Source organism: Heliomarina baculiformis, assembly GCF_019966545.1.
GTDB classification, from domain to species: domain Bacteria; phylum Pseudomonadota; class Alphaproteobacteria; order Rhodobacterales; family Rhodobacteraceae; genus Heliomarina; species Heliomarina baculiformis.
Genome location: NZ_JAIMIC010000002.1, coordinates 222,412 through 245,473, shown reverse-complemented (window position 1 = coordinate 245,473; position 23,062 = coordinate 222,412). Strand labels below are relative to the sequence as shown.

Below are 23,062 nucleotides of genomic sequence, written 5' to 3'. Positions count from 1 at the left end.
CGTCACGCCGGTTCCAGATAGGACTGCCAGAGGTCCAGCACCACCTCGTCACCGGGATGTTCCGGCGCCGCCCAAAGTTCGGCGGCGGGAAAGACCACCGCGTAAAGCGGTTCGGGCGCTTCGCCAAGGCCGTGCGCATTGCTGTCGGGCAACACATGGCTGCCGTGGAGCATCAAAACCCGGCCCCGCGCCCCAGCCGCATAAGCGGGCAGCCGGGTGTGTCCCCCATCGACGAGCCGGTTATCAGCCGGGCGACGGGTCAAAACCGTATCTCCCGCCACGAAACGAGCGGGGATATCGCTGTCACGATCCGCCGGACCGCCTTTGCCAAGCACGGCGGCCACCTTGTCGGCAGTCATCGCCTTGTCGGACAGGGGCTGTTGGTCCGGATTGGACGCGCGCAAGTCATCCCGGCTGACAAGATCCGTCGCAACCAGCAGGTCGGTCAGCGCCGCAATCCATTTCTCGTAATAGCTGAACCGGGCATAATCAGTGTTGCCGACACATTCCCGCGCATGACGCGACGTGTCGATGTTCCACTTGCCCAGCGCGCCTGCGGCCAGCGTCACCGCCAGAGCGCGGGCATGCCAGTCCTTGTGAAAGACGGGGGCGTCTTCCGGCTCGGGGATCACCGGTCCGTCACCGAACCGCCCGCCCATGTCGTGAACGCGGCTCATTCCGGCACCCGCGCCAGCCCGGTGCCGATCATACTGTCGCGCGTGACCAGCTTGGCGAGCTCCTCGACAGACATGCCCTCTGTTCCGGCCGGGCGCAGCGGAATGACGAGATATCGGATCTCGGCGGTCGAATCCCAGACCCGCACCGAGGTTTCCGGCGGCAGCGCCACGCCGAACTCGGCCAGCACCTTGCGGGGCTCGCGCACCGCACGGGAGCGGTAGGCATCGGATTTGTACCATCCGGGCGGAATTCCAAGCAGAGACCACGGGTAACAGCTGCAAAGCGTACAGACGACCATGTGATGTACGGATGGTGTACACTCTGTGCACACAATGTGCTCACCCTGTCGGCCATAATAGCCCAGCTCGCGCATGACCTCGGTCGCATCCACCGCAAGCGCCGCGCGGAAGCCTTCATCGCTCCAGGCGCGGGCAACGACATCGGCCCCGTTCTTGGGGCCGACCCGGTTTTCGTAGGTATCGATGACCTCATCCAGCGCGGCCGGATCAACCAGCCCCTTGCGGGTCAGAATCGTCTCAAGCGCCTTGACCCTCAGCGCCGGGTCCGAGGGCAGCAGGGCGTGGGCATGTTCGTGGTCGGAATGATCATGTGGCATGTGTCGATCTTGCCGGGGAGACATTGCTTTTGTCCAGCCGCAAACTCATCCCTTGCCCCGGCGCGCGATCTTGCATAGATACCCCCCGTCACAGGCCGGAGACCAAACAGCCCTTATGGAAAACGTCGTTCTCATCATCCATCTGATCCTCGCCTTCGGGCTGATCGGTATCGTCCTGCTGCAACGTTCCGAAGGCGGTGGCCTCGGCATGGGCGGCGGCGGTGGTGGCGCGATGAGCGGCCGGGCTGCGGCAACCGCCCTTGGCAAGCTTACTTGGCTTTTGGCAGCGGCATTCATCTGCACTTCGCTCACGCTGACGATCCTGGCGGCAGAAAAGGCCTCGGGCGTTTCGGTTCTCGACCGTCTCGGCACCGAAGCTCCGGCAGAAGGCGAAAGCGCACCGGCGCAAATACCCAATGCAGAAGATCTTTTGCCGCCCGCCGAAGGGGATGACGCACCGCTTGTGCCGCGTGCGGACTGATCTGGCATAACTGCCACAATACCTTGGCTGACGTTTAACTAACGCAACATCATATTGCGGTTCTATTGCCCTTGTCGCGCGAATCCTCTATAGGTGGACTCCCGTGATGACGTGGTTTTTGCGAACCGCATACACTCGAAAATTCGGTACTCACGGGGGCCTGCGAAACCTATGGCGCGATTCATTTTTATTACTGGCGGCGTGGTCTCTTCCCTTGGCAAAGGGCTCGCATCGGCGGCACTTGGGGCGCTTTTGCAGGCGCGCGGTTTTTCCGTCCGGCTGCGCAAGCTCGATCCCTATCTCAACGTCGATCCTGGCACGATGAGCCCGTTTGAACATGGCGAAGTCTTCGTCACCGACGATGGCGCTGAAACCGATCTCGACCTTGGCCATTACGAACGCTTTACCGGGGTCGCGGCGCGTTCGACTGACTCGGTCAGTTCCGGGCGCATCTATTCCACGGTGCTCGAAAAGGAACGGCGCGGCGATTACCTCGGAAAAACGATCCAGGTGATTCCACATGTCACAAATGAAATTAAGGACTTCATTTCCATCGGAGAAGATGAGGTCGATTTCATGCTCTGCGAAATCGGCGGCACGGTCGGCGACATCGAGGGCCTGCCCTTTTTCGAAGCGATCCGTCAGTTCGCACAGGACAAACCGCGCGGGCAGTGCATTTTCATGCACCTGACCCTGCTGCCCTATATCAAGGCCAGCGGCGAGCTGAAAACCAAGCCAACCCAACACTCGGTCAAAGAATTGCGCTCCATCGGTCTCGCGCCCGACATCCTCGTCTGCCGCTCCGAGGGTCCGATCCCGGTCAAGGAACGCGAAAAGCTGGCTTTGTTCTGCAATGTGCGTCCCGATTCGGTGATCGCTGCGCAGGATCTGAAATCGATCTACGAAGCGCCGCTCGCCTATCACAAAGAAGGTCTGGATCAGGCTGTACTGGATGCGTTCCAGATCACCCCGGCGCCCAAGCCGAACCTGGACACGTGGGAAGACGTGGCAGACCGGATCTATAACCCCGAGGGTGAAGTCAAGGTCGCCATCGTCGGCAAATACATCCAGCTTGAGGATGCCTATAAGTCGATTGCCGAGGCTCTCACCCACGGCGGCATGTCGAACCGGGTCAAGGTCAAGGTCGAATGGGTGGATTCCGAAATCTTCGATACCGAGGACCCGGCCCCGCATCTCGAAGGATTCCACGCGATCCTCGTTCCCGGCGGGTTCGGTGAACGCGGCACCGAGGGCAAGATAAAGGCGGCTGAATTCGCCCGGACTCATAAGGTGCCCTATCTTGGCATCTGTCTGGGCATGCAGATGGCGGTAATCGAAGCGGCGCGCAACGTGGCGGGCCTCAAGACAGCCGGCAGCGAGGAATTCGACCACGAAGCGGGCAAGAAGCGTTTCGAACCCGTCGTTTACCACCTGAAAGAATGGATTCAGGGCAATCACACTGTCGCCCGCAAGGTCGATGACGACAAGGGCGGCACCATGCGTCTTGGCTCCTACGACGCGACGCTGGCCGAAGGCTCGAAAGTCGCGCAGATCTACGGCACCTGCCATATCGAAGAACGCCATCGCCACCGCTACGAGGTGGATATGAAGTATCGCGAGAAACTGGAAGAGGTCGGGCTCAAGTTCTCGGGGATGTCCCCCGACGGTCGTCTGCCCGAGATCGTGGAATGGACCGACCACCCGTGGTTCATCGGCGTCCAGTTCCACCCCGAACTGAAATCGAAACCCTTCGCGCCCCACCCGCTGTTCGATGACTTCATCCGGGCCGCCAAGGAAACATCGCGTTTGGTCTGATCTGAACGGTTTGCAGTCCCGGCAAGACAGAAGACGCAAATCGTTAACTGACGAAATACGCTTGCACCAAACTCGCCGGATCTTGGCTGACGGGAATACCAATACAGGCGTATCTGGAAGGCGCCTTCCCGGTAATCCCCCGGATTGGCTGCAAATCGCCGATCCGGCCACGTTGAGCGATTGCCTGACGCGGCAGTATATCCTAGCAAACACACATGTTTCGCTCCCTGCTTGTCCTTTTGCTGACGGTCCCTGCGCATCTTGCCGCGCATCCGCATATTTTCGTGGATACCGGCTTCGAGGTGATCCTTGATGAAACCGGCAGGTTGACCCATATCCGGACCACATGGGCCTATGACGATTACTATTCGCTGCTGATCACATCGGACATGGGGCTGGATCAGGACTATGACGGTGCTCTCACCGACAAAGAACTGGAGCAACTGACTGGCTTCGACATGAACTGGATCGAAGGGTTCAACGGCGATCTCGTTGCCGGGCTGAACGGCGAGTCGCTTGCCCTTTCCGGTCCGAGCGAAGCCACGGCCGAGTTCAAGGCCGGGCGGATCATTACGACCCACCTGCGCGAAGTCGAAGGACATCCGCAGGCCGTTGGTGGCAAGCTGTCGCTGAAACCCTATGACCCGACCTATTACACCGCTTACGACGTCACCCTTCCGGTGACCGTGACCGGCTGGAACGCCTGCATGATTGAGAATGTTCTGCCGCAGATTGGCGACGATCTGGCGGATCTCCAGCAGCAGCTTTCCACGCTCGATCCGAATGCGAACCCGGAGGACGTCGGATTGTCGGATCCCGGCGCGGCCTTTGCAACCGAGGTGCAGGTGCAATGCCCAAGCTCCTGATCCTTCCGGTTCTAATCGTCGTCGCGCTCGCATGGTTCTGGCTGAGCGGCGGGTTTGCCGATCTGGCCAGCTGGGCCGCGACTGAGCAACGCCATTTCCAGAACGGCATCGCCCAGTCACTGCGCAGCCTGCGCGCCCGCGAAGTCGGTGCACTGACCGCGCTGCTGGCGCTCTGTTTTGCTTACGGTTTCGTCCATGCCATCGGGCCGGGCCATGGCAAGGTGCTGATCGGCGGCTATGGGCTGGGGCGAAAGGTGCCCATGTTTCGGCTGGTCGCGATCAGCCTTGTCGCGAGCCTTGGGCAATCGGCCACTGCAATCGCGATCGTCTATGCCGGTGTCTGGGCCTTTCATTTGACACGTGAGCATCTTGTAGGCGTTGCGGAAGGTATGATGGCCCCGTTGAGCTACGCCGCCATCGCGCTGGTCGGCACCTGGCTGATAATACGCGGCTGCCGCCGGATCATGCCGCCCCGGGTAACGCATGACCATGCGCATCACCACCATCATCACGAGCACGACGAAAGCTGCTCGCACCGGCACGGGCCGACGCTCGAAGAAATCGAAAACACCGGGTCGCTGCGCGAAACGCTTGCCGTGATCGCCAGCATTGCCATTCGCCCCTGCTCGGGCGCGATCTTTGTCCTGTTGATCACCTGGCAGATGGGCATCGCACTTGCAGGCATTGCCGCGACGCTTGCGATGGGGCTGGGAACGGCCAGTGTAACCATCGCGGTCGCCTGCGCCGCGACCGGGCTGCGCGGCAGCTTTGTCTCGGCGCTTTCCGGCTCGCCCCTGATGACAAGGGTGGTTCCGGTTCTGGAAATCACAGCGGGTCTAACGATCACAGTGCTGGCGGGCGGGCTGTTGCTGACCGCGCTGGCCTAACCCCACGTCTCGCGCAGTACCCGCATCCAGTTGCCCCAGCAGATTTTTTCGATCCGCTCCGGTGCATAGCCATGCTGCTCCATCGCCCGGACAAGGTTCGGCAGCTTGTCCGCCCGGTTCAGCCATTGCGGCGGCTTGCAGCCATCGTAATCAGACCCAAGCGTGACCCCGTCCTCGCCCAGTTTGTCGAGCAAATAGTCGAGCTGCGCCATGGCATCCGCGCGGGGGGTATCCACATTCGGCACACCATCGGGACGCATAAAGCTGCATTCGAAATTCAACCCGACCACCCCACCACTGTCTGCAATTAGCTGTAGTTGAGGATCAGTCAGGTTGCGGGCATGGGGGCTGACCGCCCATGCGTTGGAATGGGTCGCGACCAGTGGCGCATCGGAAATCTTCGCAACATCGGCAATACCGGCCGCATTCAGATGGCTGAGGTCGATCAGTATCTTCAGCTCGTTGCTGCGCGCGACAAGCGCCTTGCCCGCCTCGGTCAGGCCGACACCAATATCCCCGTCGGACGGGTAGCGGAACGGCACGCCATGACCGAAAATGGTCTCTCGCGACCAGACGGGACCCAGCGACCGCAGCCCCATATCGTAAAGACGGTCCAGTTCGCTCAATTCCGGGCCAATCGCTTCGGCGCCCTCGACATGCATGATCGCGGCGATCACACCGTCTGCCCTTGCGGCTTCGATCTCGTCCACCGTGCGGCAGATCCGGACCGCGCCGGCCTTGTCGAGCGCCTGAAGAATATTCGCCGACCGCTCGACGATTTCCCACGCCTCGGCCTGGTCGACCATCTTTGGCAGCGGCACATCGTAAGGCGGCTTGAGGTCGTTGAGCGAGAAACCGCCCGGCCCGGGAGAGCGTACCCAGATGGCAAAGAACCCACCTGCGAACCCGCCCTCCTGCGCCTTGGGAACATCGATATGTCCGTGCGTTCCCTTGACGAATTGTGCCACGGGATCGGATACCTTGAGCCCGGCCAGCAATGTCAGCGTATCGTTGTGACCGTCGAAAATATGTGTTGCCATGGCGGGACGTTGCACAGATTTTTCCGCAGCCGCAATGGCAACCGTTGAGTTTTGCGAGGCGCTTTGCGACCCTGCCTCAAAATCAGGAGACTACACATGCCCAAGGGGTACTGGATCGCCCATGTCGACGTCGATGACATGGAAACCTACAAGAAATATATCGAAGCGAATGCGGCACCCTTCGCCGAATATGGCGCGCGCTTCCTCGTTCGGGGCGGCGAGGGCGAACAGCCAGAGGGCAAATCCCGCGCAAGGACCGTCGTCATCGAATTTGACAGCTACGAAACGGCTCTGGCCTGTTATAACAGCCCCGGCTATCAGGCGGCCAAGGCCCTGCGGGACCCGGTTTCCACCGGCGATCTCAGCATTTTGCCCGGCTATGACGGATAGGACTCGACGTTGAACCATCTTTGCGGAGCTCAGATGTAACATGCTTAGCAACCTGTTTCAGGCCTTTCGCCCCAAATCGCCGCCGAAATTGCCCGACCCCGATGCCGAGCTTGCCCTTGGCGCGCTGCTGGTCCGGGTCGCGCAGTCGGATCGCGACTACAAGATGGAAGAGATCCGGCTGATCGACCGCATTCTTCAACGGCTTTACAAGCACGACGCGATCGAGGCCGCCAAGGTCAGGGCAACCTGCGAAAAGCTGCACGCGGCGGCGCCTGAGACCGACACCTTTGGTCAGTTGATCCGCGAGACCACGGAACTGTCCGAACGGCTCGCCGCACTGGACGCGCTCTGGGAAGTCGTCATGGCAGACGGCGCGCAAAACCCGGGCGAGTTGAAAATCGTCGAAGATGCGCGCAAGGCGATGGGATTGTCGCGCGCCGACAGCGATGCGGCGCGCGACAAGGTGATCGCCAGGAAATCCTCCCCAGAAGAGGATTAAGCGCCTTCGTGAAGGCTGCGCAATTTGCCTTGGCCAGCCCGGTTTGGCGGCCTATATGCAGGATATGTTTGCAGATTTGATAAATCGCCTTACGGCGAATGACCCAGAACCGATGAACGATGGCGATGCCCGGCTGGCATTGACCGCCCTTCTGGTTCGTATCGCCCGGTCGGACAATGAGTACGCGCCGGCGGAAATCGCCCAGATCGACCGCATAACCGAGGCCCGTTACGGGTTGAGCAAGTCCGAAGCGGAAAACCTCCGCAAGGAAGCGGAAGAAGTGGAATCAGGCGCACCGGACACGGTGCGCTTTACCCGCGCCATCAAGGATGCGGTGCCCTATGACAGCCGACGCGGCGTGGTCGAGGCTATGTGGCAGGTGGTTCTCGCCGATGGCGACAGGGCCGATGCTGAAAACGCACTTATGCGGCTGACGGCCAACCTTCTGGGTGTCACCGACCGCGACAGCGCGCTGGCCCGCCAAAAAGCCGAGACCAGATGATAGCGATGCTTGGCATGTATGACATGCCGGAAATCCAACAAGCCAACGACCGCTATTGGCAGGAAATCCGCGCCCGGCTTGGCTATGGCCCAGAGAACCTGTCCCGCGATCTGGACTACTGGGATATGTGGCAATCGCCCGACCTGTTGCTGGGCCAGACCTGCGGGATGCCTTACCGGACACGACTGTACGACAAGGTAAACCTGATCGGGACGCCTGATTTCGGTTTGCCCGACTGTCCGCCGGGATATTACCAATCGGTGATCGTTGCACGGGCGGACGATCTTCGCGACACGCCGCAGGATTTCGACGGCGCCCGTTTTGCCTATAACGAGGACATGTCTCAATCCGGCTGGGCCGGACCGCTCCATTTCCTGAAAGGCCTGCGGTTTTCAGAAATGGTTCCGACCGGCGGACATCGCCTTTCGCTTCACGCGGTGGCCGAGGGGCGCGCCGATATTGCCGGGATCGATGCCGTGACGTGGCTTTTGCTCTGCGAACATGATCCGTTGGCGGCACAGCTCAAGGTCATCGCGAAAACAAAGCCGACCCCCGGCCTGCCCTACATCACCGCCCAAGACAGAGACCCTGCCCCGATCGCCGAGGCTGTCGCATCCGCCATCGCCAATCTGAACGAACAGGATCGCAAGGCCCTGCATCTGCGCGGTTTGGTCCGTATAGAAACCGCCGACTATCTTTCCGTCCCGACTCCGCAAACTATCGGGGCGTGATCGCCAGCTCGGGCGCGGCCCGGCGGAACGACCCGACCGAAATACGGGAATGAGATTAATTTTCGGGCATTCCCTACCGTCAATTGCCCCCTCTTGCCCCTTGCCTATCTGAATTCACGATTGCAATACGTGCGGAATTAACTCCTACTACGGCGAAATTCAGCAAAACCGGACGCCCCGTGACAGACACACCGCCCGTCATCCAGATCAACAACCTCCACAAAGCCTACGGCCAGCTCGAAGTGTTAAAAGGCGTCAGCATCTCGGCCAGGCGCGGCGATGTCGTTTCGCTAATCGGATCTTCGGGATCGGGCAAATCCACGCTTCTGCGCTGTGCCAACCTGCTGGAAGACAGCCAGCAGGGTGAAATCCTGTTCAAAGGCGAACCGGTTCTCTGGAAAGGTGCAGGCGCGGTGCGGCGGCCTTCAGACGCCAAGCAGGTGCTGCGTATCCGCACCAATCTCTCGATGGTGTTCCAGCAGTTCAATCTCTGGTCCCACATGAGCATCCTTCAGAATGTCATGGAAGCGCCACTGACCGTGCTTGGCCGCAACCGTGGCGAGGTAGAAAAATCGGCCCGGACCTATCTGGAAAAGGTCGGGATCGGCGACAAATGCGATGCCTACCCGGCACAGCTTTCCGGCGGGCAACAGCAGCGTGCCGCGATTGCCCGCGCGCTTTGCATGGAACCCGAGGCGCTGCTCTTTGACGAACCGACCAGCGCGCTGGACCCGGAACTTGAGCAGGAAGTCGTCAAGGTCATCAAGCAACTCGCCGCCGAAGGTCGCACCATGCTGATCGTGACACATGACATGAAGCTCGCAGCAGATGTAAGTGATCACGTGGTCTTTCTGCACAAGGGCCTGATCGAAGAGGAAGGCGCGCCAAGCGAACTCTTCGGCGCTCCGAAATCCGAACGTCTCCAGGGGTTCCTCTCGGCGACGCAAGCGGCCTAATCAAAATAAAACCAAGGGAGTAACTATCATGAAATCTCTGATTTTAACCACGGCGGCACTCGCCATCGTCGCGGGGTCGGCCTTTGCCCAAGACAAGACGATCCGCATGGGCACCGAGGGCGCCTACCCTCCGTACAACTTCATCAATGACTCGGGCGAAGTCGACGGGTTCGAGCGCGAACTGGGCGACGAACTCTGCACCCGCGCCGAGCTGACCTGCGAATGGGTCAAGAACGACTGGGATTCGATCATTCCGAACCTCGTGTCGAGCAACTACGACACCATCATGGCCGGCATGAGCATCACGGACGAGCGTGACGAGGTGATCGACTTTACGCAGGATTACTATCCGCCCACCGAATCCGCCTATGTTGCGCTGTCCGATGACGTTGATCTCGAAGGCGGCATCGTCTCGGCCCAGACCGCAACGATTCAGGCAGGCTATGTCGCGGAAAGCGGCGCAACGCTGGTTGAATTCGCTACCCCCGAAGAAACCATCGCAGCCGTGCGCAACGGCGAAGCGGATGCGGTTTTTGCCGATTACGACTACCTCCTCCCGCTGGTCGAGGAATCGGGCGGCGAGCTGACCTTCGTGGGTGAAGGCGTACCTCTTGGCGGTGGCGTGGGCATGGGCCTGCGCGAAAGCGATACCGAACTGCGTGACAAGTTCGACGCGGCGATCACGTCGATGAAGGAAGACGGCAGCCTGAATGCATTGCTGGACAAGTGGTTCGGCGAAGGCGTCGGCACCTACTGATCCCGACCTCAATGCGGCCCGCCCTTTCGGCGGGCCGTTTCTCTCAACGCGGGGCGCAGGTCGTAAAATGCCGCCCGCGCCACTGAACGGACCCGCATGTTTTCCTATTGCGTCGATCCCGACTCGCTTGAAACGCTGGCATGGCTGTCTTGTTATCTGACCACCGGCGTCCACATGTCATTCTACATGGCTTTTCTCAAAGTGCTGGGCCTTTTGGCCGTGACAGCGCCGGTTGCGCTTGGCTTCGGGTTTCTTGGAGCAATGGCGGCACGGTCGGGTTTCGGACCGCTGCGCTGGTTCGGCAAGACCTATATCGCCATCGTGCGGGGCGTGCCCGACATCGCGTTTTTCCTTTTCTTCGTCATCGCCCTTGATCAGGCACTCGAGTGGCTGCGCCACAAGACACTGTGCCCCGACTGGGACATGCCGATCAGACAAGGCAATGATTTCATCGTCTGTCAGGCTGCCAAGCTGCCCGCTGGCAGCGCGCCGGAATGGATCCACGAAACCTACGGTTTCGCGCTGGCTGTCATCACTTTTGCCATCGTTTTCGGTGCCTTCGCCGCCAACGTCCTGTTCGGCGGCATGCGGGCCGTACCGCATGCCCAGCTCGAGACCGCTGCAGCCTATGGCATGTCACAGCGCCAGACCTTTTGGCGCGTACTGGTCCCGCAGATGTGGGTTTACGCTCTGCCGGGTCTTTCAAACCTTTGGATGGTGCTGATCAAGGCCACGCCCCTGCTTTTCCTGCTGGGGATCGAGGATATCGTCTACTGGGCACGGGAACTCGGCGGCACCAAGACCTCGCGCTTTACGGATTACCCGCATGGCGACTGGCGTATGTGGTACTTTCTTGCCCTGCTGGTGTTCTATCTCGCCTTCACGAAAGTCTCTGAAATCGCGCTTGAAAAACTGATGCTCCGGCTGACGCACGGGCAGGCCACTACCGGCGGCGAAGCCCAGCGGAGGGCCGCCTCATGAGCGCCTGCCTGCAAACCATACAGGACTACGCGCTGCGCAGCATCGGCATCGGCGAGCGCCTTTTGCCCAGAAGTGATTTTACCCTGTGCGAACAGGTCGTCCTTATCGGCTCGGGCATGATCTGGAACATCTATTTCGGCATCTTTGCCCTGGTCATCGGGTTCTTCCTTGCGACCGGGCTTGCCGTGGCCAAGGGTGCGCAGAACCCGTGGCTGCGCAAACCTGCGGAATGGTTCATCTTTCTGTTCCGGGGCTCGCCGCTCTTCATCCAGTTCTTCTTTGCATATTTTTTATTTTTGAACCTGAAGAGTAACATCGAATTTTTTGATCCCTTCACCGCTGCCTGGCTTGGTGCGCTGATTGTCCTGTTCCTGAATACCGCCGCCTATTCCGGAGAGATCTTTTACGGCGCACTCCGCTCTGTGCCCAAGGGCGATGTCGAGGCGGCTGATGCCTATGGTCTGACCGGGTGGACGCGCTTCAAGCGGATCATCTGGCCGACGATGCTACGATTGGCTTGGCCCGCCTATACGAACGAGGCGATTTTTCTCTTTCACGCCACCACGCTTGTCTTTTTCTCCGGCTTCCCGGCATGGCAGCAACGCGGAGATGCGCTCTATTACGCCAGCTACTTTGCGGACAAGACCTTTAATCCTTTTGTCCCCTACCCCATTCTGGCGGGCTATTTCATCCTGTTCACGCTGGTAATCGTAGGCGTTTTCGGCCTTATCAACCGGCGCCTGAACCAACATCTTCCGGGCGAGGCCCGGGCCAAGTTCAAGTTCCGGCCAAACCTGCTGCGCTAGAACGGTCGAAAAAGCTCACACCCGTCGGTCGAGCATCGGATCGATAAATTCATCGTCGCCGAATGCCGGTTTTTCATCGTCAAACCCAAGATCGGCCAGCCGTTCCGCCCAAGACTTTGGCAAGTGCTGTGCAAATTCCGAAACGCGCTCGCGCCCCTGTCGCGCAATCTGGCGCAGCCTTTCGGCCTTAGCGGGATGCCTGCGTTCCAACCGGGCGAAACGATTACTGGCGATTTCCTTCATCCTGTCCGGGCCAAAGTAAAGGTAGGCACACCCCAGCACTGTACCGATCAGCATGAGCACCGCAGGGTAAACCCACAAAGGCACGATCAGAAAAACGGCCACGCCGGCGGTCACCGGAAAAACCCAATTCCGCGCGGATTGAGAGACGCTTTCATAACGGGGTCGCCTGACCTCGCCTTCAGGCTCGATGATCAATGTCATGCGCGGATTTGGCTCAGCCGAGACAGCGGCAGCTTCGGGTCGACGGCTGACTTTTACCCGTTCCATCCGCTCAACCCGGGGTTCGTCCTGTTCTACCCTGTCTTGCTGCGGCTTGCTCTGGCTCCTGTGCGACCGGTTCGTTCGCGGTTTCGCCTGAGCGGAGCTGGCGATGCGCTGCACATGCGGTTTTGGTTTCTCGCTTGCGGCAGCTGCGGCATCGTCAGGCTGCCGGGACGGCGCCTCGCCCTTGTTGCCAAAACCATTGAATTGATAAGCCATGCCAGATCCCGTTTAACGCTTACCACTGACACAAAGGCCTCACGCAGCCGCGTCACCTAAACAGCGGCAGGACATCCCAGGTCGGATTACGCCGAGGAACCTCGCCGCAAACTGGGGCTGACGGCCGACAAGAATATGTCAGACGCGTGGCATTTGTGATTGTTTTTCAGCCTTTCCGGCGCGGGAAATCATCTGCGTAAATAATTTGATCAAATTTCGGTGACACTCGTAAGATCCTCCGCTAAACAAGGGGAAAGCATAATTCGAACAAAAAGAGTCTTTCCGTGGACCTCAGGACATTCCCGACTTTCCGAGTAGCCGCCAGCGATCTGAATGGGCAGATGCGGGGCAAACGCGTACCCGGCTCTTATGCCGACAAGCTTGCCGAGGGCGTCGTCCGCATGCCGCTTTCGGTGCTGAACGTGGATCTCTGGGGGTCTGACATCAAAGACAGCCCGCTGGTTTTCGACAGCGGCGACGCCGACGGCGTCTTGCTGCCAACCGATCGCGGTGCGGTTCCGATGCCATGGCTGGCGACGGCCTCGGCGCTGGTGCCAATGGCAATGTATACCGACAAAGGCGACCCGTTCTTCGGAGATCCCCGCCACGCGCTGCAACAGGTGGTCGACCGCTACGCGGCGCGCGGCTGGACCGCCATTGCCGCGACCGAGATGGAATTTACCCTGATCGACGACAAGGGCTCCCTTCCCGAAGCACCGACAAACCCCGTCACGGGTCGCCCGGTCTATTCCAGCGCCATCCTCTCGGTCCGCCAGCTTGACGCCTTTGATGAATATTTCACCGCGCTCTACGAGGCCTGCAACCAGATGGGCATTCCGGCGGATACGGTGATCTCAGAAACCGGTCTTGGCCAGTTCGAAGTCAACCTCGTCCATCAGGACGCGATGCGGGCGGCTGACGATGCGTGGCTCTTCAAGGCCTTGGTCAAAGGCCTCGCACGCAAACACGGATTCGCCGCGACCTTCATGGCGAAACCCTATGCGGACGATGCAGGTAACGGGATGCATGTCCATTTCTCGGTCGTGGACAAGGACGGGCAGAACATTTTCGACGATGGCGGGCCACGCGGCACCGATACGCTGCGCCATGCAGTTGCGGGTTGTCTTGCCGCGATGCCGTCGAGCACGCTGATCTTTGCGCCGAACGGAAACTCCTATGACCGACTGGTGCCCGGCGCCCATGCACCGGTCAGCGCGGTCTGGGCCTATGAAAACCGCACGGCGGCCATCCGGATTCCCGGCGGATCGCCCTCTGCCCGCAGGATCGAACATCGCGTCGCCGGGGGCGACATCAACCCCTACCTGATGCTCGCAACCGCGCTGGGCGCGGCGCTGACCGGAATCGAGGACGGCATCGAACCGCCCGCCCCCATCACCGGCAACGCCTATGAGAAAACCGGCGTCCCGCGCGTTGCCGCGACATGGGGCGAGGCCATCGACCGGATCGAGAATGACCCGCTGATGGCGCGTATCCTGCCCACGGCGATGATCCAGAACCTCGTGATGACCAAGCGGCAGGAATTGGCGCGTTTCGCAGAAACTCCGCCCGAACGACACTGGATCAGCTACCTCGAAGCGGTCTGACCCCCTTGCCCGTCCACCGGGCCTTCGATACCCTTGTTTTGATCATAAATGACATGTGACTCATGAAAATCGGCATCTTGCAAACTGGCCACGCGCCTGACGAACTCCTTGAGAGCTTCAAGGACTATGACGTGATGTTCCAGAACCTCCTTGGCGGGAACGGCTTTGAATTCGAAACCTACAGCGTTGTCGACGGGGTTTTCCCCCGAGGCGCGGATGCCTGCGATGGCTGGCTTATCACCGGCTCGCGCCACGGCGCCTACGAGGATCACCCTTGGATCCCACCGCTCGAAGACCTGATCCGCGACATCCATGCGCGCAAGCTGCCGCTGGTCGGGATATGCTTTGGCCACCAGATCATCGCGCAGGCGCTTGGCGGCAAAGTCGTAAAGTATGATGGCGGCTGGGCAGTCGGGCGTGTCGAATACGACATGGGCGGCGAAAAGCGTTTCGTGAATGCCTGGCACCAGGACCAGGTCATCGACCTGCCCCCCGGGGCGCGCGTCGTTGGCGGCAATGACTTCTGCAAGCACGCGATCCTGGCCTATGACGACACGATCTGGACGATGCAGCCTCATCCGGAATACGGCGCGGATTTCATCGAGGGCCTGATCGATACGCGCGGCAAGGGTGTCGTGCCGGAAGACCAACTGAATAAAGCCCGCGAAGAGCTGCGCAAGGGCCCTACCGACAGCCCCGCGATCGCCCGCGAGATGGCTGAGTTTTTCAAGAAAGAGAGGGCCTGATGGCCGACTGGACCGACAAGCTTCCGCAACCCGCCCGCGACTTTCTCGAGGGACGGCGGCTGGACGAAGTCGAATGTATCGTTTCCGATCTTCCGGGCATCGCGCGCGGCAAGGCCGTGCCCGCATCGAAATTTGCCCGTCAGACTTCTTTTCATCTACCTGACAGCATCTTTTTCCAGACTATCACCGGGGACTGGGGCGAAGCGGCCGGCGAAGAAGGTTTCATCGAACGCGACATGATCCTCAAACCTGACATGTCGACGGCAACCGCCGCGCCATGGACGGGCGACTGGACGCTCCAAGTGATCCACGACGCCTATGACCGCGACGGCGATGCAATCCCGTTCAGCCCACGTAACGTGCTGAGACGCGTGGTAGATCTCTACCATAAACAAGGCTGGAAGCCGGTGGTCGCGCCCGAGATGGAGTTTTTCCTCGTTGCGCGAAATCTCGACCCGGCCAAGGAAATCATGCCGATGATGGGCCGTTCGGGTCGCCCGGCGGCCGCGCGTCAGGCTTACTCCATGACAGCGGTGGATGAATTCGGGCCCGTCATCGACGATATCTATGACTTTGCCGAGGCGCAGGGTTTCGAAATCGACGGCATCACGCAGGAAGGCGGCGCCGGCCAGCTTGAAATCAATCTGCGCCATGGCGATCCGGTCAAACTGGCGGACGAAGTCTTTTACTTCAAACGGCTGATCCGAGAGGCAGCGCTGCGCCACGACTGTTTTGCAACTTTCATGGCAAAGCCCATCGCGGATGAGCCGGGCAGCGCCATGCACATCCATCATTCGATCATCGACATGGAAACCGGCCGTAATCTCTTTGCCGGACCGCAGGGTGGCGACACGGATGCCTTTTTCAACTTCATCGCCGGGCTTCAGCAGCACCTGCCCTCGGCCATCGCCGTGCTCGCTCCCTATGTGAACAGCTATCGCCGGTACGTGAAAGACCATGCCGCGCCGATCAACCTTGCCTGGGGTCGCGACAACCGGACGACCGGCATCCGCATCCCCCTGTCGGGACCGGACGGGCGCCGCATCGAGAACCGGCTCGCCGGGATGGACTGCAACCCGTATCTGGGGATCGCGGCAAGTCTGGCCTGCGGATATCTCGGCCTTGTCAACGAATTGCGCCCTGAAAAACAGTTTCGTGGTGACGCCTATGACGGCGACAGCGATATCCCCGCCGTTCTCGGTCAGGCGCTCGACATGTTCGACGAGGCAACCGAACTGCATGAAATCCTCGGCCCGGAATTTGCCCGCGTCTATTCCATCGTCAAGCGTACCGAGTACCAGGAATTCCTTCAGGTCATCAGCCCTTGGGAACGCGAACATCTCTTGCTGAACGTCTGAACCCATGGACCTGCTTTATTCGAACGACAAAAAAGGCCAGTACCCGGCCAGCTGGTACACGGCAACGGCCACGCCCATGGACCCGTTCCCCCCGCTCAAAGGAGAGACCCGTGCCGATGTCTGCATCGTGGGCGCAGGCTATACCGGGCTATCCGCCGCTCTGCATCTTGCCGAGGCCGGTCTCGAAGTAGTCCTGCTCGAGGCGCAGCGCGTCGGCTTTGGTGCGTCCGGGCGCAATGGCGGCCAGCTTGGCAGCGGCCAGCGGCAGGAACAGGATGTCGTCGAAAAGATGGTCGGCGATGGGGATGCCGCCAAGCTGTGGGCACTGGCCGAAGACTCCAAGGCCTTGGTCAAGGGGCTGATCGCGCGTCACGACATCAACTGCGATATCAGGCCGGGTGTCGCTCATACCGGTTTCAACGACCGCGAAACCCGCGAGATGCACGAATATGCGGAACATCTCAGCACCCGCTATGGCTATGACAAGATCGAGCTTCTCGATGAGGAAGCCTGCCATGCCATGTGCCCCTCGCCCGCCTACAAGGGGGGCATACTGGACACGGATGCGGCGCATCTGCATCCGCTGAACTATGCGCTCGGTCTGGCGCGGGCGGCGCATAAAGCAGGTGTGCGCATTTATGAGGGCGCGCATGTTCACCATATCGACGAAGGCCGCCCCGCGACCGTCCAGACCGACAGCGGCAAAGTGCAGGCCGACCATGTGATCCTTGCCTGCAATGGCTATCTCGGCTCGCTGAACCGCAAGGTCGCGGCGCGCGTCATGCCGATAAACAATTTCATTGCTGCCACCGAACCCCTCGGGGATGAGGCCGACCGCGTACTGGCCCGGGACGTCGCCGTGGCCGATACGAAATTTGTCATCAACTATTTCCGCCTGAGCGCCGACAAACGGCTCCTGTTCGGCGGTGGCGAAAGCTACGGTTACCGTTTCCCGGCCGATATCGCCGCCAAGGTTCGCAAGCCAATGGTCGAGATCTTTCCGCACCTGCGCGATATCCGTATCGACTATGCTTGGGGCGGAACGCTTGGCATTACAATGAAACGCCTGCCTTACCTGACCCGGCTCGCGCCGAACGTTCTGTCGGCGTCGGGCTATTCCGGCCACGGTGTCGGCTCGGCCACGCAGGCCGGGCAGCTCATGGCCTTGGCGGTTCAGGGCGAAAGCGACGGTTTCGATACGATGACGCGCATCCCGACGACGCCCTTCCCCGGCGGTGCCGCCTTTAGAAACCCTATGCTCATTCTCGCGATGACATGGTTTTCCATGCGCGACCGGCTCGGCATATAAGCCCACCCCATCCCCGACGTTCCGACATGAACCAGCCTTGTGACATGAAAATGTCACAAGGTTGAGGCAGATTCCGCTTTGTCGTAATCGCTAATTGTTTTACCTTTCCCAAAGATTCAATTAAGGAAATCGAAATATGAGGCAAGCTCCGGACGTCCATCAGGCTGAACCCATTCCCGAATCCGCGCGCGAAGCTATTGATGCGTTGCTGCAATCGGGCGATCTTTTCCGTTACACCGCACCAGAGAACGCTCCCGTCGCGCTGCTCGAGGCTGAGTTTGCCGAGCTGCTGGGATCGAAATACGCGCTTGCGGTCTCTTCCTGTTCCGCCGCGCTGTTCCTGTCGCTCAAGGCGCTGGATTTGCCGAGGGATGCGCGCGTGCTGATCCCCGGCTTTACCTTTGCAGCCGTCCCTTCGGCTGTGGTTCACGCCGACTGTTACCCGGTTCTTTGCGAGGTCGGCGAAAATTACCGGATCGATCTGCAAGACTTCAAAGCCAAGATCGACGACGATATCTCGGCTGTTATCATCAGCCACATGCGGGGCCATACCTCGGACATGGATGCGATCATGGCGATCTGCGATGCGCGGAATATTCCCGTGGTCGAGGACGCGGCCCATTCGCTCGGCACCACGTGGCACGGGCAGAACATCGGGACTATCGGCAAGATCGGTTGTTTTTCTTTCCAGTCCTACAAGATGATCAATGCCGGCGAAGGCGGTATAATGATCACCGACGACGCCGATCTCGTGGCCCGTGCGATCATCATGTCCGGCGCTTACGAGCATAACTGGAAGAAACATCCCGTCCTGCACGACGCCTTCGCCAAGTGGCAGAACAAGGTGCCGCTTTATAACTTGCGGATGGGCAACCTGTCGGCAGCGGTCATTCGTCCGCAACTGCCGGAACTGGCCCGCCGTGTCCGTGACGGGCGCGATGGGCACGATTATGTGGCGGCACGTCTGAACGCCTCACCCTATATCGACGTCCCTGCCAAGCTGGGCCCCGAAGAACGCGCACCGGATTCTATCCAGTTCAACCTTATCGGTCTGGACGATACCGAAATCACTGCGTTTTCGGCCGCCGCCGAAGCCCGTGGCGTCAAGGTCCAGATCTTTGGACGCTCTTCCGACAATGCACGGGCATTCTGGAACTGGCAGTTCATTCCCAACCTGCCTGAACTACCCCTGACCCGGGCCATGCTGATGCGCGCCTGCGATGTCCGGCTCCCCGTGCATCTCAGCCGCGACGACTATGACGCGATCGCCGAAATCCTGCTGGATGCGATCGATCAGGCCACACAGCCGTCACGCGCTTATGGAACGTGAGACACGTAAAGGACCCTGCCCAGTAAGCGGGCGGGGTCCCTTACGAAAACTTTCATAACGAAAAAGTTGTAAATACTGGCTTGAGAGCTAAGCCGAACATGATGAATACTTGGTTATATTTAGACCAGGTTCCATTATGAATAGACATTCAGGCCAATCGGCCCGCAAGCATCAGATTGTCTTGGGGGCATTCGAAGCATTGCGAAAGTCGGGATTGCCCAACCTTTCCTATGACGCGGTCGCCCACGAAGCAGGGATGACGCGTCAGCTCGTCCGCTATCACTTTGACCGACACGAAGACCTGATGATCGCGGTCTGCGATTATCTCGCTTCCCTCTACCGCGAAGCCCTTGTCTCGACCGCCGGAAAGCTCAACGGATCGGCGCGGGTAGACGCTTTTCTCGATTTTTACTTCGATTTTCTCGATAACACGCCGAAACCGCGGGACGATCAGATCTATGATGCCATGCTCTGCATGGCCGCGCGGTCAGAACCGATAAAGCATCAGCTACAGGGGCAGTACAAGATGATCGGTCAGGTCCTCAGCCAGGAATTCGAGGTTCAGTATTCCGAACTCGACGCCGCGTCTGCAGAGGAACTTTCCTACTTATTCGTATGTCTCATGTACGGCCACTGGAAGATGGTCGCATCGCTGGGTTTCGCCGAAAAACACCGTCACATCAGCCGTCAGGCGATGGACCGCCTGATTCGCTCATATCGGGAACAAGCGGCGGTAAACGAGGTTACAGTCTGGGCGTGTGAGCCCGAGAAGAAACTTTCGGATCGAAAAATTCCTCAACCCTGAATTGAAGATTGCCTTTGCTTTTAAGGCATAAATTGCAGGGCATTAAACCGCCAATCTCCGTGCCCCTTTTTCATTCCGAAACTTTTTCAGGCTCATTTAAGCTTTGACAGCTTGCTGTTCAGCTCTGCCAACTGGCGCTTGATATCGTCGAGATCCTCCCCACCCTCTTCCTCGCCAGCTTCTTTCTCTGGCCCGCTGCTGCCGGACCAGGCGCCTGTCATCGCCTTGAGAAACGCTTCCTGCTGCGCCTGCAAAGCTTCGAACCCGGGCATCTTGGCAATGGGGTTCATGGCGGTCATATTTTTCATCATCTTCGTCTGGCTCTCGCGGAGCATGTCAAAAGACGATTGCAGGAATTGCGGCATCATCCCACCGCCCGGCACCATGTAGCTGCGGACAAGATCGTTGAGCACGCCAACCGGAAGGACATTCTCGCCGCGGCTTTCATGCTCGGCGATGATCTGCAAAAGGTACTGCCGCGTCAGGTCATCCCCGGACTTCAGGTCGATGATCTGAACTTCCCGTCCGCTGCGGATGAATCCAGCGATATCTTCAAGCGTTACGTAATCGCTGGTCTCGGTATTATAGAGCCTTCGACTGGCATATCGTTTGATCAGCAGGGGTTTGTTATCGTCTGCCATTTTTCCACTCCCGGCGTGATGCCTTGGCAAAGCCTATGCGAGCAAAAAACAAAAAGAAAGGGCAGGTCTTACGACCTGCCCTTGCGATTACACCATTTGAGGGAACGGTGTGGCTTTCGCGATATTACTTCGACGTTGCGGCCTTTTTGGCGGCAGAGGTCACGTCGTTCGTCGCTTTCTTGACAGCGGCGGTGGCGTCTTCGGTCATGTCCTTGCCAGCAGCCATCATCAGTTCGACGGTGTCCATCTGGACCTTCTTCGCGATTTCAGCAAAAGCAGCCATGTTTTCGGCAGCGCTTTCAGCCGAAGCCGAAGCGAAGTCGGACATCGCCTTTGCATAGTCGGCAGGCTCGGTTTTCGCCTTGGACATGTCGGCCAGCTTGGTCAGCGTGTCCTTGGTCCACTTGTTCGAAATCTCGGCCGACTTTTCAGCCGCTTCGAGAGCAACGCCCGACAGCTTTTCGTTCAGCGTAGCGGTGGTCTTGAATGCGTCTTCGAACGCAGCGGTATCGACAGGGAATGCCCCCATCATGTCTTTCATTACGGTTGTGAAATCTTGGGTCTTAGCAGCCATTTCTAAATTCCTTTATTCGCCTTGCGGTTGAACTCGCGGGGTACGTCCCGCATGATCCTCGTATGGAAGGGAATATACATGCTGCACTGCAGCATTTCAAGGGATTTCGCTGCAATGCAGCAAAAAAACCTTTTCTTCAGAATCAACGACTTGCCTTAGTAGTTACATAGGTACCGGGCGCATCGGCCAGTGGTGGATGCTCCGAATCCCCGGGTGTGCGTGCGGCGATCTGCTTGCCAGAACGCTTGCGAAGCCAGGCCTCCCAGTTCGGCCACCACGACCCTTCATGGAAATCAGCGCCTGCCTGCCAGTCTTCCGCTGAAAGGCTGAGGTCGTCATTCAGGTAATGGCCGTATTTCTTCTTGCTCGGCGGGTTCACAATGCCCGCGATGTGGCCTGACTGGGTCAGGATAAAGGTCCGATCCTTGGCACCCATTTTCTGCACGCCGCGATAGCAGTCCTTCCACGCGGCGATATGGTCCGTCTCGCAGGCGATCGAGCAAAGCGGCACGTTCACCTCTTCCAGCTTCAGCTTGTGTCCCAGCAAATCGAACCCGTCCTGCGCGAACTCATTGCGTTGGCAAAGCCCGCGGAGATATTGCATCGCCATCTTGCGCGGCAGGTTCGACCCGTCGCCGTTCCAGTATAGCAGGTCAAACGCCGGAGGCGTCTCGCCCATCATGTAGCTGCGAATGGCCGGCGAATAGACAAGATCGTTGGACCGCAAGTAGCTAAAGGTGCGGGCCATGATATAAGACCGCAGGAAGCCCTGCTTTTCGACCTCGGCCTCGATCCCGTCGATGAAATCATCAGACAGGAATGGCGTGAACTCACCCTGTTCGGCGAAATCAGTCAGCGCCGTAAAGAAGGTTGCGGACTTTATCGATTTGTCGCCGCGCTGTTTCATCAGCGACAGCACAAGCGCCAGGGTTGTGCCCGCGATGCAGTAACCGATGGCGTTGATCTGCTGCACTTTGGTGATCGCCTTGATCTCGCGGATCGCCGCGAAATAGCCGTCCTCGATGTAATCCTCCATGCCAACCTCGGCATAGGCGGCGTCCGGGTTCACCCAGCTCACCACAAAGAGGGTGTATCCCTGGTTCGCGATCCACTTGATAAGGCTGTTTTGTTCTTTGAGGTCGAGAATATAGAATTTATTGATCCAGGGCGGGAAGATCACCAAAGGCGTCTGAAACACCTTCTCGGTTGTCGGTTCGTACTGGATGAGTTCCATCATCCGGTTGCGGTAGACGACCTTGCCGGGAGAAGTCGCGATGTTTCCGCCCAACTCAAAAGCCTTTTCGTCCACGAGCCGGACAACCAGTTCGCCATTGTTCGCTTCCAGATCCGAGACGAGGTTTTCTAGCCCGTCGACCAGCGACTGCCCCTCGGTTTCCAACGCCTTTTCAAGCGCGTCCGGGTTTGTCCCCAGAAAGTTCGTCGGTGCCAGCATATCGACGATCTGGCGCGAAAAATACTTCAGCCGACGCTTTTCCTTTTCATCCATATCCTCGACCGAGTCGACGGCTTCCTGAATAGCATCCGCGTTGATCAGGTACTGTTGCTTGATGAAATTGAAATAGGGGTGCGAATCCCAGAGCGGGTTCGCAAAGCGGCGATCCTTGGGGCCGGGATCGGCCGGCGCCTCGAACTTGCCGCGTGCAAGCGCTTGCTGAGCCTCGGCGAAATGCGTGACCGTCTTACCCCAGTAGGCAACCTGCTGCTCGATGATCCGCGCCGGATTTTGAAGCGATTCCGCCCAATAAGCCGTTGCTGCATTTGCAAACAATTCCTGGCTCGGAGCGTCCAACGCGGGGTTGTGGGATGTCTTGTGCGCCATCACGTCCACAAGACGCCGCGATAACGCCTCAACTTTTTCCAGATTTTCTTTCATACGCTCAACGTGTTCCACGGAAGGGACGTTGCTACCTTTGTCCATAGTTGTCATTTTAACTTTTCCCCCCTAT

General features: G+C 59.2%; 25 protein-coding genes. 18 read left to right on the top strand and 7 right to left on the bottom strand.

Annotation, left to right across the window (positions count from 1 at the left end):
* Positions 1-2: 2 nt before the first annotated feature.
* Positions 3-677: a nitrile hydratase subunit beta gene (gene nthB, locus MF268_RS04805; protein ID WP_238369769.1), complete on the bottom strand. Its 675-nt coding sequence runs from the start codon at positions 675-677 to the stop codon at positions 3-5.
* The gene (gene nthA / locus MF268_RS04800; RefSeq protein WP_238369768.1) at positions 674-1,294 is read right to left on the bottom strand and encodes a nitrile hydratase subunit alpha; all 621 of its coding nucleotides are present in this window, start codon (positions 1,292-1,294) and stop codon (positions 674-676) included. Before nthA ends, nthB begins: the two co-directional genes overlap by 4 nt.
* Before the next feature lie 115 nt (positions 1,295-1,409).
* Between nthA and secG the strand changes: the two genes are divergently transcribed.
* The 4 genes from secG to MF268_RS04780 all read left to right on the top strand — a co-directional run bounded on the left by secG (position 1,410) and on the right by MF268_RS04780 (position 5,343).
* Positions 1,410-1,775 carry a preprotein translocase subunit SecG gene (secG, locus tag MF268_RS04795; protein ID WP_238369767.1) on the top strand — a complete coding sequence of 122 codons (366 nt, stop codon included), beginning with the start codon at positions 1,410-1,412 and terminating at the stop codon, positions 1,773-1,775.
* A gap of 171 nt (positions 1,776-1,946) precedes the next feature.
* On the top strand, positions 1,947-3,590 hold the full coding sequence (locus tag MF268_RS04790) for a CTP synthase (RefSeq protein WP_238369766.1): 1,644 nt from the start codon (positions 1,947-1,949) through the stop codon (positions 3,588-3,590).
* A 215-nt stretch (positions 3,591-3,805) separates the two neighbouring features.
* The gene (locus MF268_RS04785; RefSeq protein ID WP_238369765.1) at positions 3,806-4,456 is read left to right on the top strand and encodes a DUF1007 family protein; all 651 of its coding nucleotides are present in this window, start codon (positions 3,806-3,808) and stop codon (positions 4,454-4,456) included.
* On the top strand, positions 4,441-5,343 hold the full coding sequence (locus tag MF268_RS04780; RefSeq protein WP_238369764.1) for a nickel/cobalt transporter: 903 nt from the start codon (positions 4,441-4,443) through the stop codon (positions 5,341-5,343). The genes MF268_RS04785 and MF268_RS04780 overlap by 16 nt, the downstream gene beginning before the upstream one ends.
* On the opposite strand, the gene MF268_RS04775 is transcribed toward MF268_RS04780, so the two are convergent.
* Positions 5,340-6,383, bottom strand: a complete 1,044-nt coding sequence (locus tag MF268_RS04775) for a dipeptidase (protein ID WP_238369763.1) — start codon at positions 6,381-6,383, stop codon at positions 5,340-5,342. The genes MF268_RS04780 and MF268_RS04775 overlap by 4 nt on opposite strands.
* Before the next feature lie 96 nt (positions 6,384-6,479).
* Between MF268_RS04775 and MF268_RS04770 the strand changes: the two genes are divergently transcribed.
* The 8 genes from MF268_RS04770 to MF268_RS04735 all read left to right on the top strand — a co-directional run bounded on the left by MF268_RS04770 (position 6,480) and on the right by MF268_RS04735 (position 12,005).
* Positions 6,480-6,773, top strand: a complete 294-nt coding sequence (locus MF268_RS04770; RefSeq protein ID WP_088633802.1) for a DUF1330 domain-containing protein — start codon at positions 6,480-6,482, stop codon at positions 6,771-6,773.
* Between the two features lie 40 nt (positions 6,774-6,813).
* Positions 6,814-7,272 (top strand): tellurite resistance TerB family protein, encoded by a 459-nt coding sequence (locus tag MF268_RS04765; protein WP_238369762.1) that lies wholly within the window; start codon positions 6,814-6,816, stop codon positions 7,270-7,272.
* A gap of 64 nt (positions 7,273-7,336) precedes the next feature.
* Positions 7,337-7,774: a tellurite resistance TerB family protein gene (locus tag MF268_RS04760; RefSeq protein ID WP_238370202.1), complete on the top strand. Its 438-nt coding sequence runs from the start codon at positions 7,337-7,339 to the stop codon at positions 7,772-7,774.
* On the top strand, positions 7,771-8,505 hold the full coding sequence (locus MF268_RS04755; protein WP_238369761.1) for a phosphate/phosphite/phosphonate ABC transporter substrate-binding protein: 735 nt from the start codon (positions 7,771-7,773) through the stop codon (positions 8,503-8,505). Before MF268_RS04760 ends, MF268_RS04755 begins: the two co-directional genes overlap by 4 nt.
* A 179-nt stretch (positions 8,506-8,684) precedes the next feature.
* Entirely contained in the window at positions 8,685-9,461 is a 777-nt protein-coding gene (locus MF268_RS04750; RefSeq protein WP_238369760.1) for an ABC transporter ATP-binding protein, read from the top strand.
* A gap of 28 nt (positions 9,462-9,489) precedes the next feature.
* Positions 9,490-10,218: a transporter substrate-binding domain-containing protein gene (locus tag MF268_RS04745; RefSeq protein ID WP_238369759.1), complete on the top strand. Its 729-nt coding sequence runs from the start codon at positions 9,490-9,492 to the stop codon at positions 10,216-10,218.
* 96 nt (positions 10,219-10,314) lie between these two features.
* On the top strand, positions 10,315-11,199 hold the full coding sequence (locus tag MF268_RS04740) for an ABC transporter permease (RefSeq protein WP_238369758.1): 885 nt from the start codon (positions 10,315-10,317) through the stop codon (positions 11,197-11,199).
* Positions 11,196-12,005, top strand: coding sequence for an ABC transporter permease (locus MF268_RS04735; RefSeq protein ID WP_238369757.1), 810 nt, complete (start codon positions 11,196-11,198; stop codon positions 12,003-12,005). The genes MF268_RS04740 and MF268_RS04735 overlap by 4 nt, the downstream gene beginning before the upstream one ends.
* 15 nt (positions 12,006-12,020) lie before the next feature.
* Here the strand turns inward: MF268_RS04735 and MF268_RS04730 are convergent, their stop codons facing one another.
* On the bottom strand, positions 12,021-12,728 hold the full coding sequence (locus MF268_RS04730) for a hypothetical protein (protein WP_238369756.1): 708 nt from the start codon (positions 12,726-12,728) through the stop codon (positions 12,021-12,023).
* A gap of 284 nt (positions 12,729-13,012) precedes the next feature.
* Between MF268_RS04730 and MF268_RS04725 the strand changes: the two genes are divergently transcribed.
* The 6 genes from MF268_RS04725 to MF268_RS04700 all read left to right on the top strand — a co-directional run bounded on the left by MF268_RS04725 (position 13,013) and on the right by MF268_RS04700 (position 19,880).
* The gene (locus MF268_RS04725; protein WP_420485414.1) at positions 13,013-14,332 is read left to right on the top strand and encodes a glutamine synthetase family protein; all 1,320 of its coding nucleotides are present in this window, start codon (positions 13,013-13,015) and stop codon (positions 14,330-14,332) included.
* A 62-nt stretch (positions 14,333-14,394) separates the two neighbouring features.
* Entirely contained in the window at positions 14,395-15,078 is a 684-nt protein-coding gene (locus MF268_RS04720; RefSeq protein ID WP_238369755.1) for a type 1 glutamine amidotransferase, read from the top strand.
* Positions 15,078-16,436, top strand: a complete 1,359-nt coding sequence (locus tag MF268_RS04715) for a glutamine synthetase family protein (RefSeq protein WP_238369754.1) — start codon at positions 15,078-15,080, stop codon at positions 16,434-16,436. The genes MF268_RS04720 and MF268_RS04715 overlap by 1 nt, the downstream gene beginning before the upstream one ends.
* Before the next feature lie 4 nt (positions 16,437-16,440).
* Entirely contained in the window at positions 16,441-17,745 is a 1,305-nt protein-coding gene (locus MF268_RS04710) for an NAD(P)/FAD-dependent oxidoreductase (protein WP_238369753.1), read from the top strand.
* Positions 17,746-17,881: 136 nt separating this feature from the next.
* The gene (locus MF268_RS04705; RefSeq protein WP_238369752.1) at positions 17,882-19,075 is read left to right on the top strand and encodes a DegT/DnrJ/EryC1/StrS family aminotransferase; all 1,194 of its coding nucleotides are present in this window, start codon (positions 17,882-17,884) and stop codon (positions 19,073-19,075) included.
* 136 nt (positions 19,076-19,211) lie between these two features.
* Positions 19,212-19,880, top strand: a complete 669-nt coding sequence (locus MF268_RS04700) for a TetR/AcrR family transcriptional regulator (protein ID WP_238369751.1) — start codon at positions 19,212-19,214, stop codon at positions 19,878-19,880.
* A 92-nt stretch (positions 19,881-19,972) separates the two neighbouring features.
* On the opposite strand, the gene phaR is transcribed toward MF268_RS04700, so the two are convergent.
* The 3 genes from phaR to phaC form a co-directional block, all read right to left on the bottom strand.
* Complete coding sequence (phaR, locus tag MF268_RS04695) at positions 19,973-20,521, bottom strand: polyhydroxyalkanoate synthesis repressor PhaR (protein ID WP_238369750.1); 549 nt, start codon at positions 20,519-20,521, stop codon at positions 19,973-19,975.
* Between the two features lie 124 nt (positions 20,522-20,645).
* The gene (locus MF268_RS04690) at positions 20,646-21,095 is read right to left on the bottom strand and encodes a phasin family protein (RefSeq protein ID WP_238369749.1); all 450 of its coding nucleotides are present in this window, start codon (positions 21,093-21,095) and stop codon (positions 20,646-20,648) included.
* Positions 21,096-21,237: 142 nt separating this feature from the next.
* Positions 21,238-23,043 carry a class I poly(R)-hydroxyalkanoic acid synthase gene (gene phaC / locus MF268_RS04685; protein ID WP_238369748.1) on the bottom strand — a complete coding sequence of 602 codons (1,806 nt, stop codon included), beginning with the start codon at positions 23,041-23,043 and terminating at the stop codon, positions 21,238-21,240.
* Between the last annotated feature and the right edge of the window lie 19 nt (positions 23,044-23,062).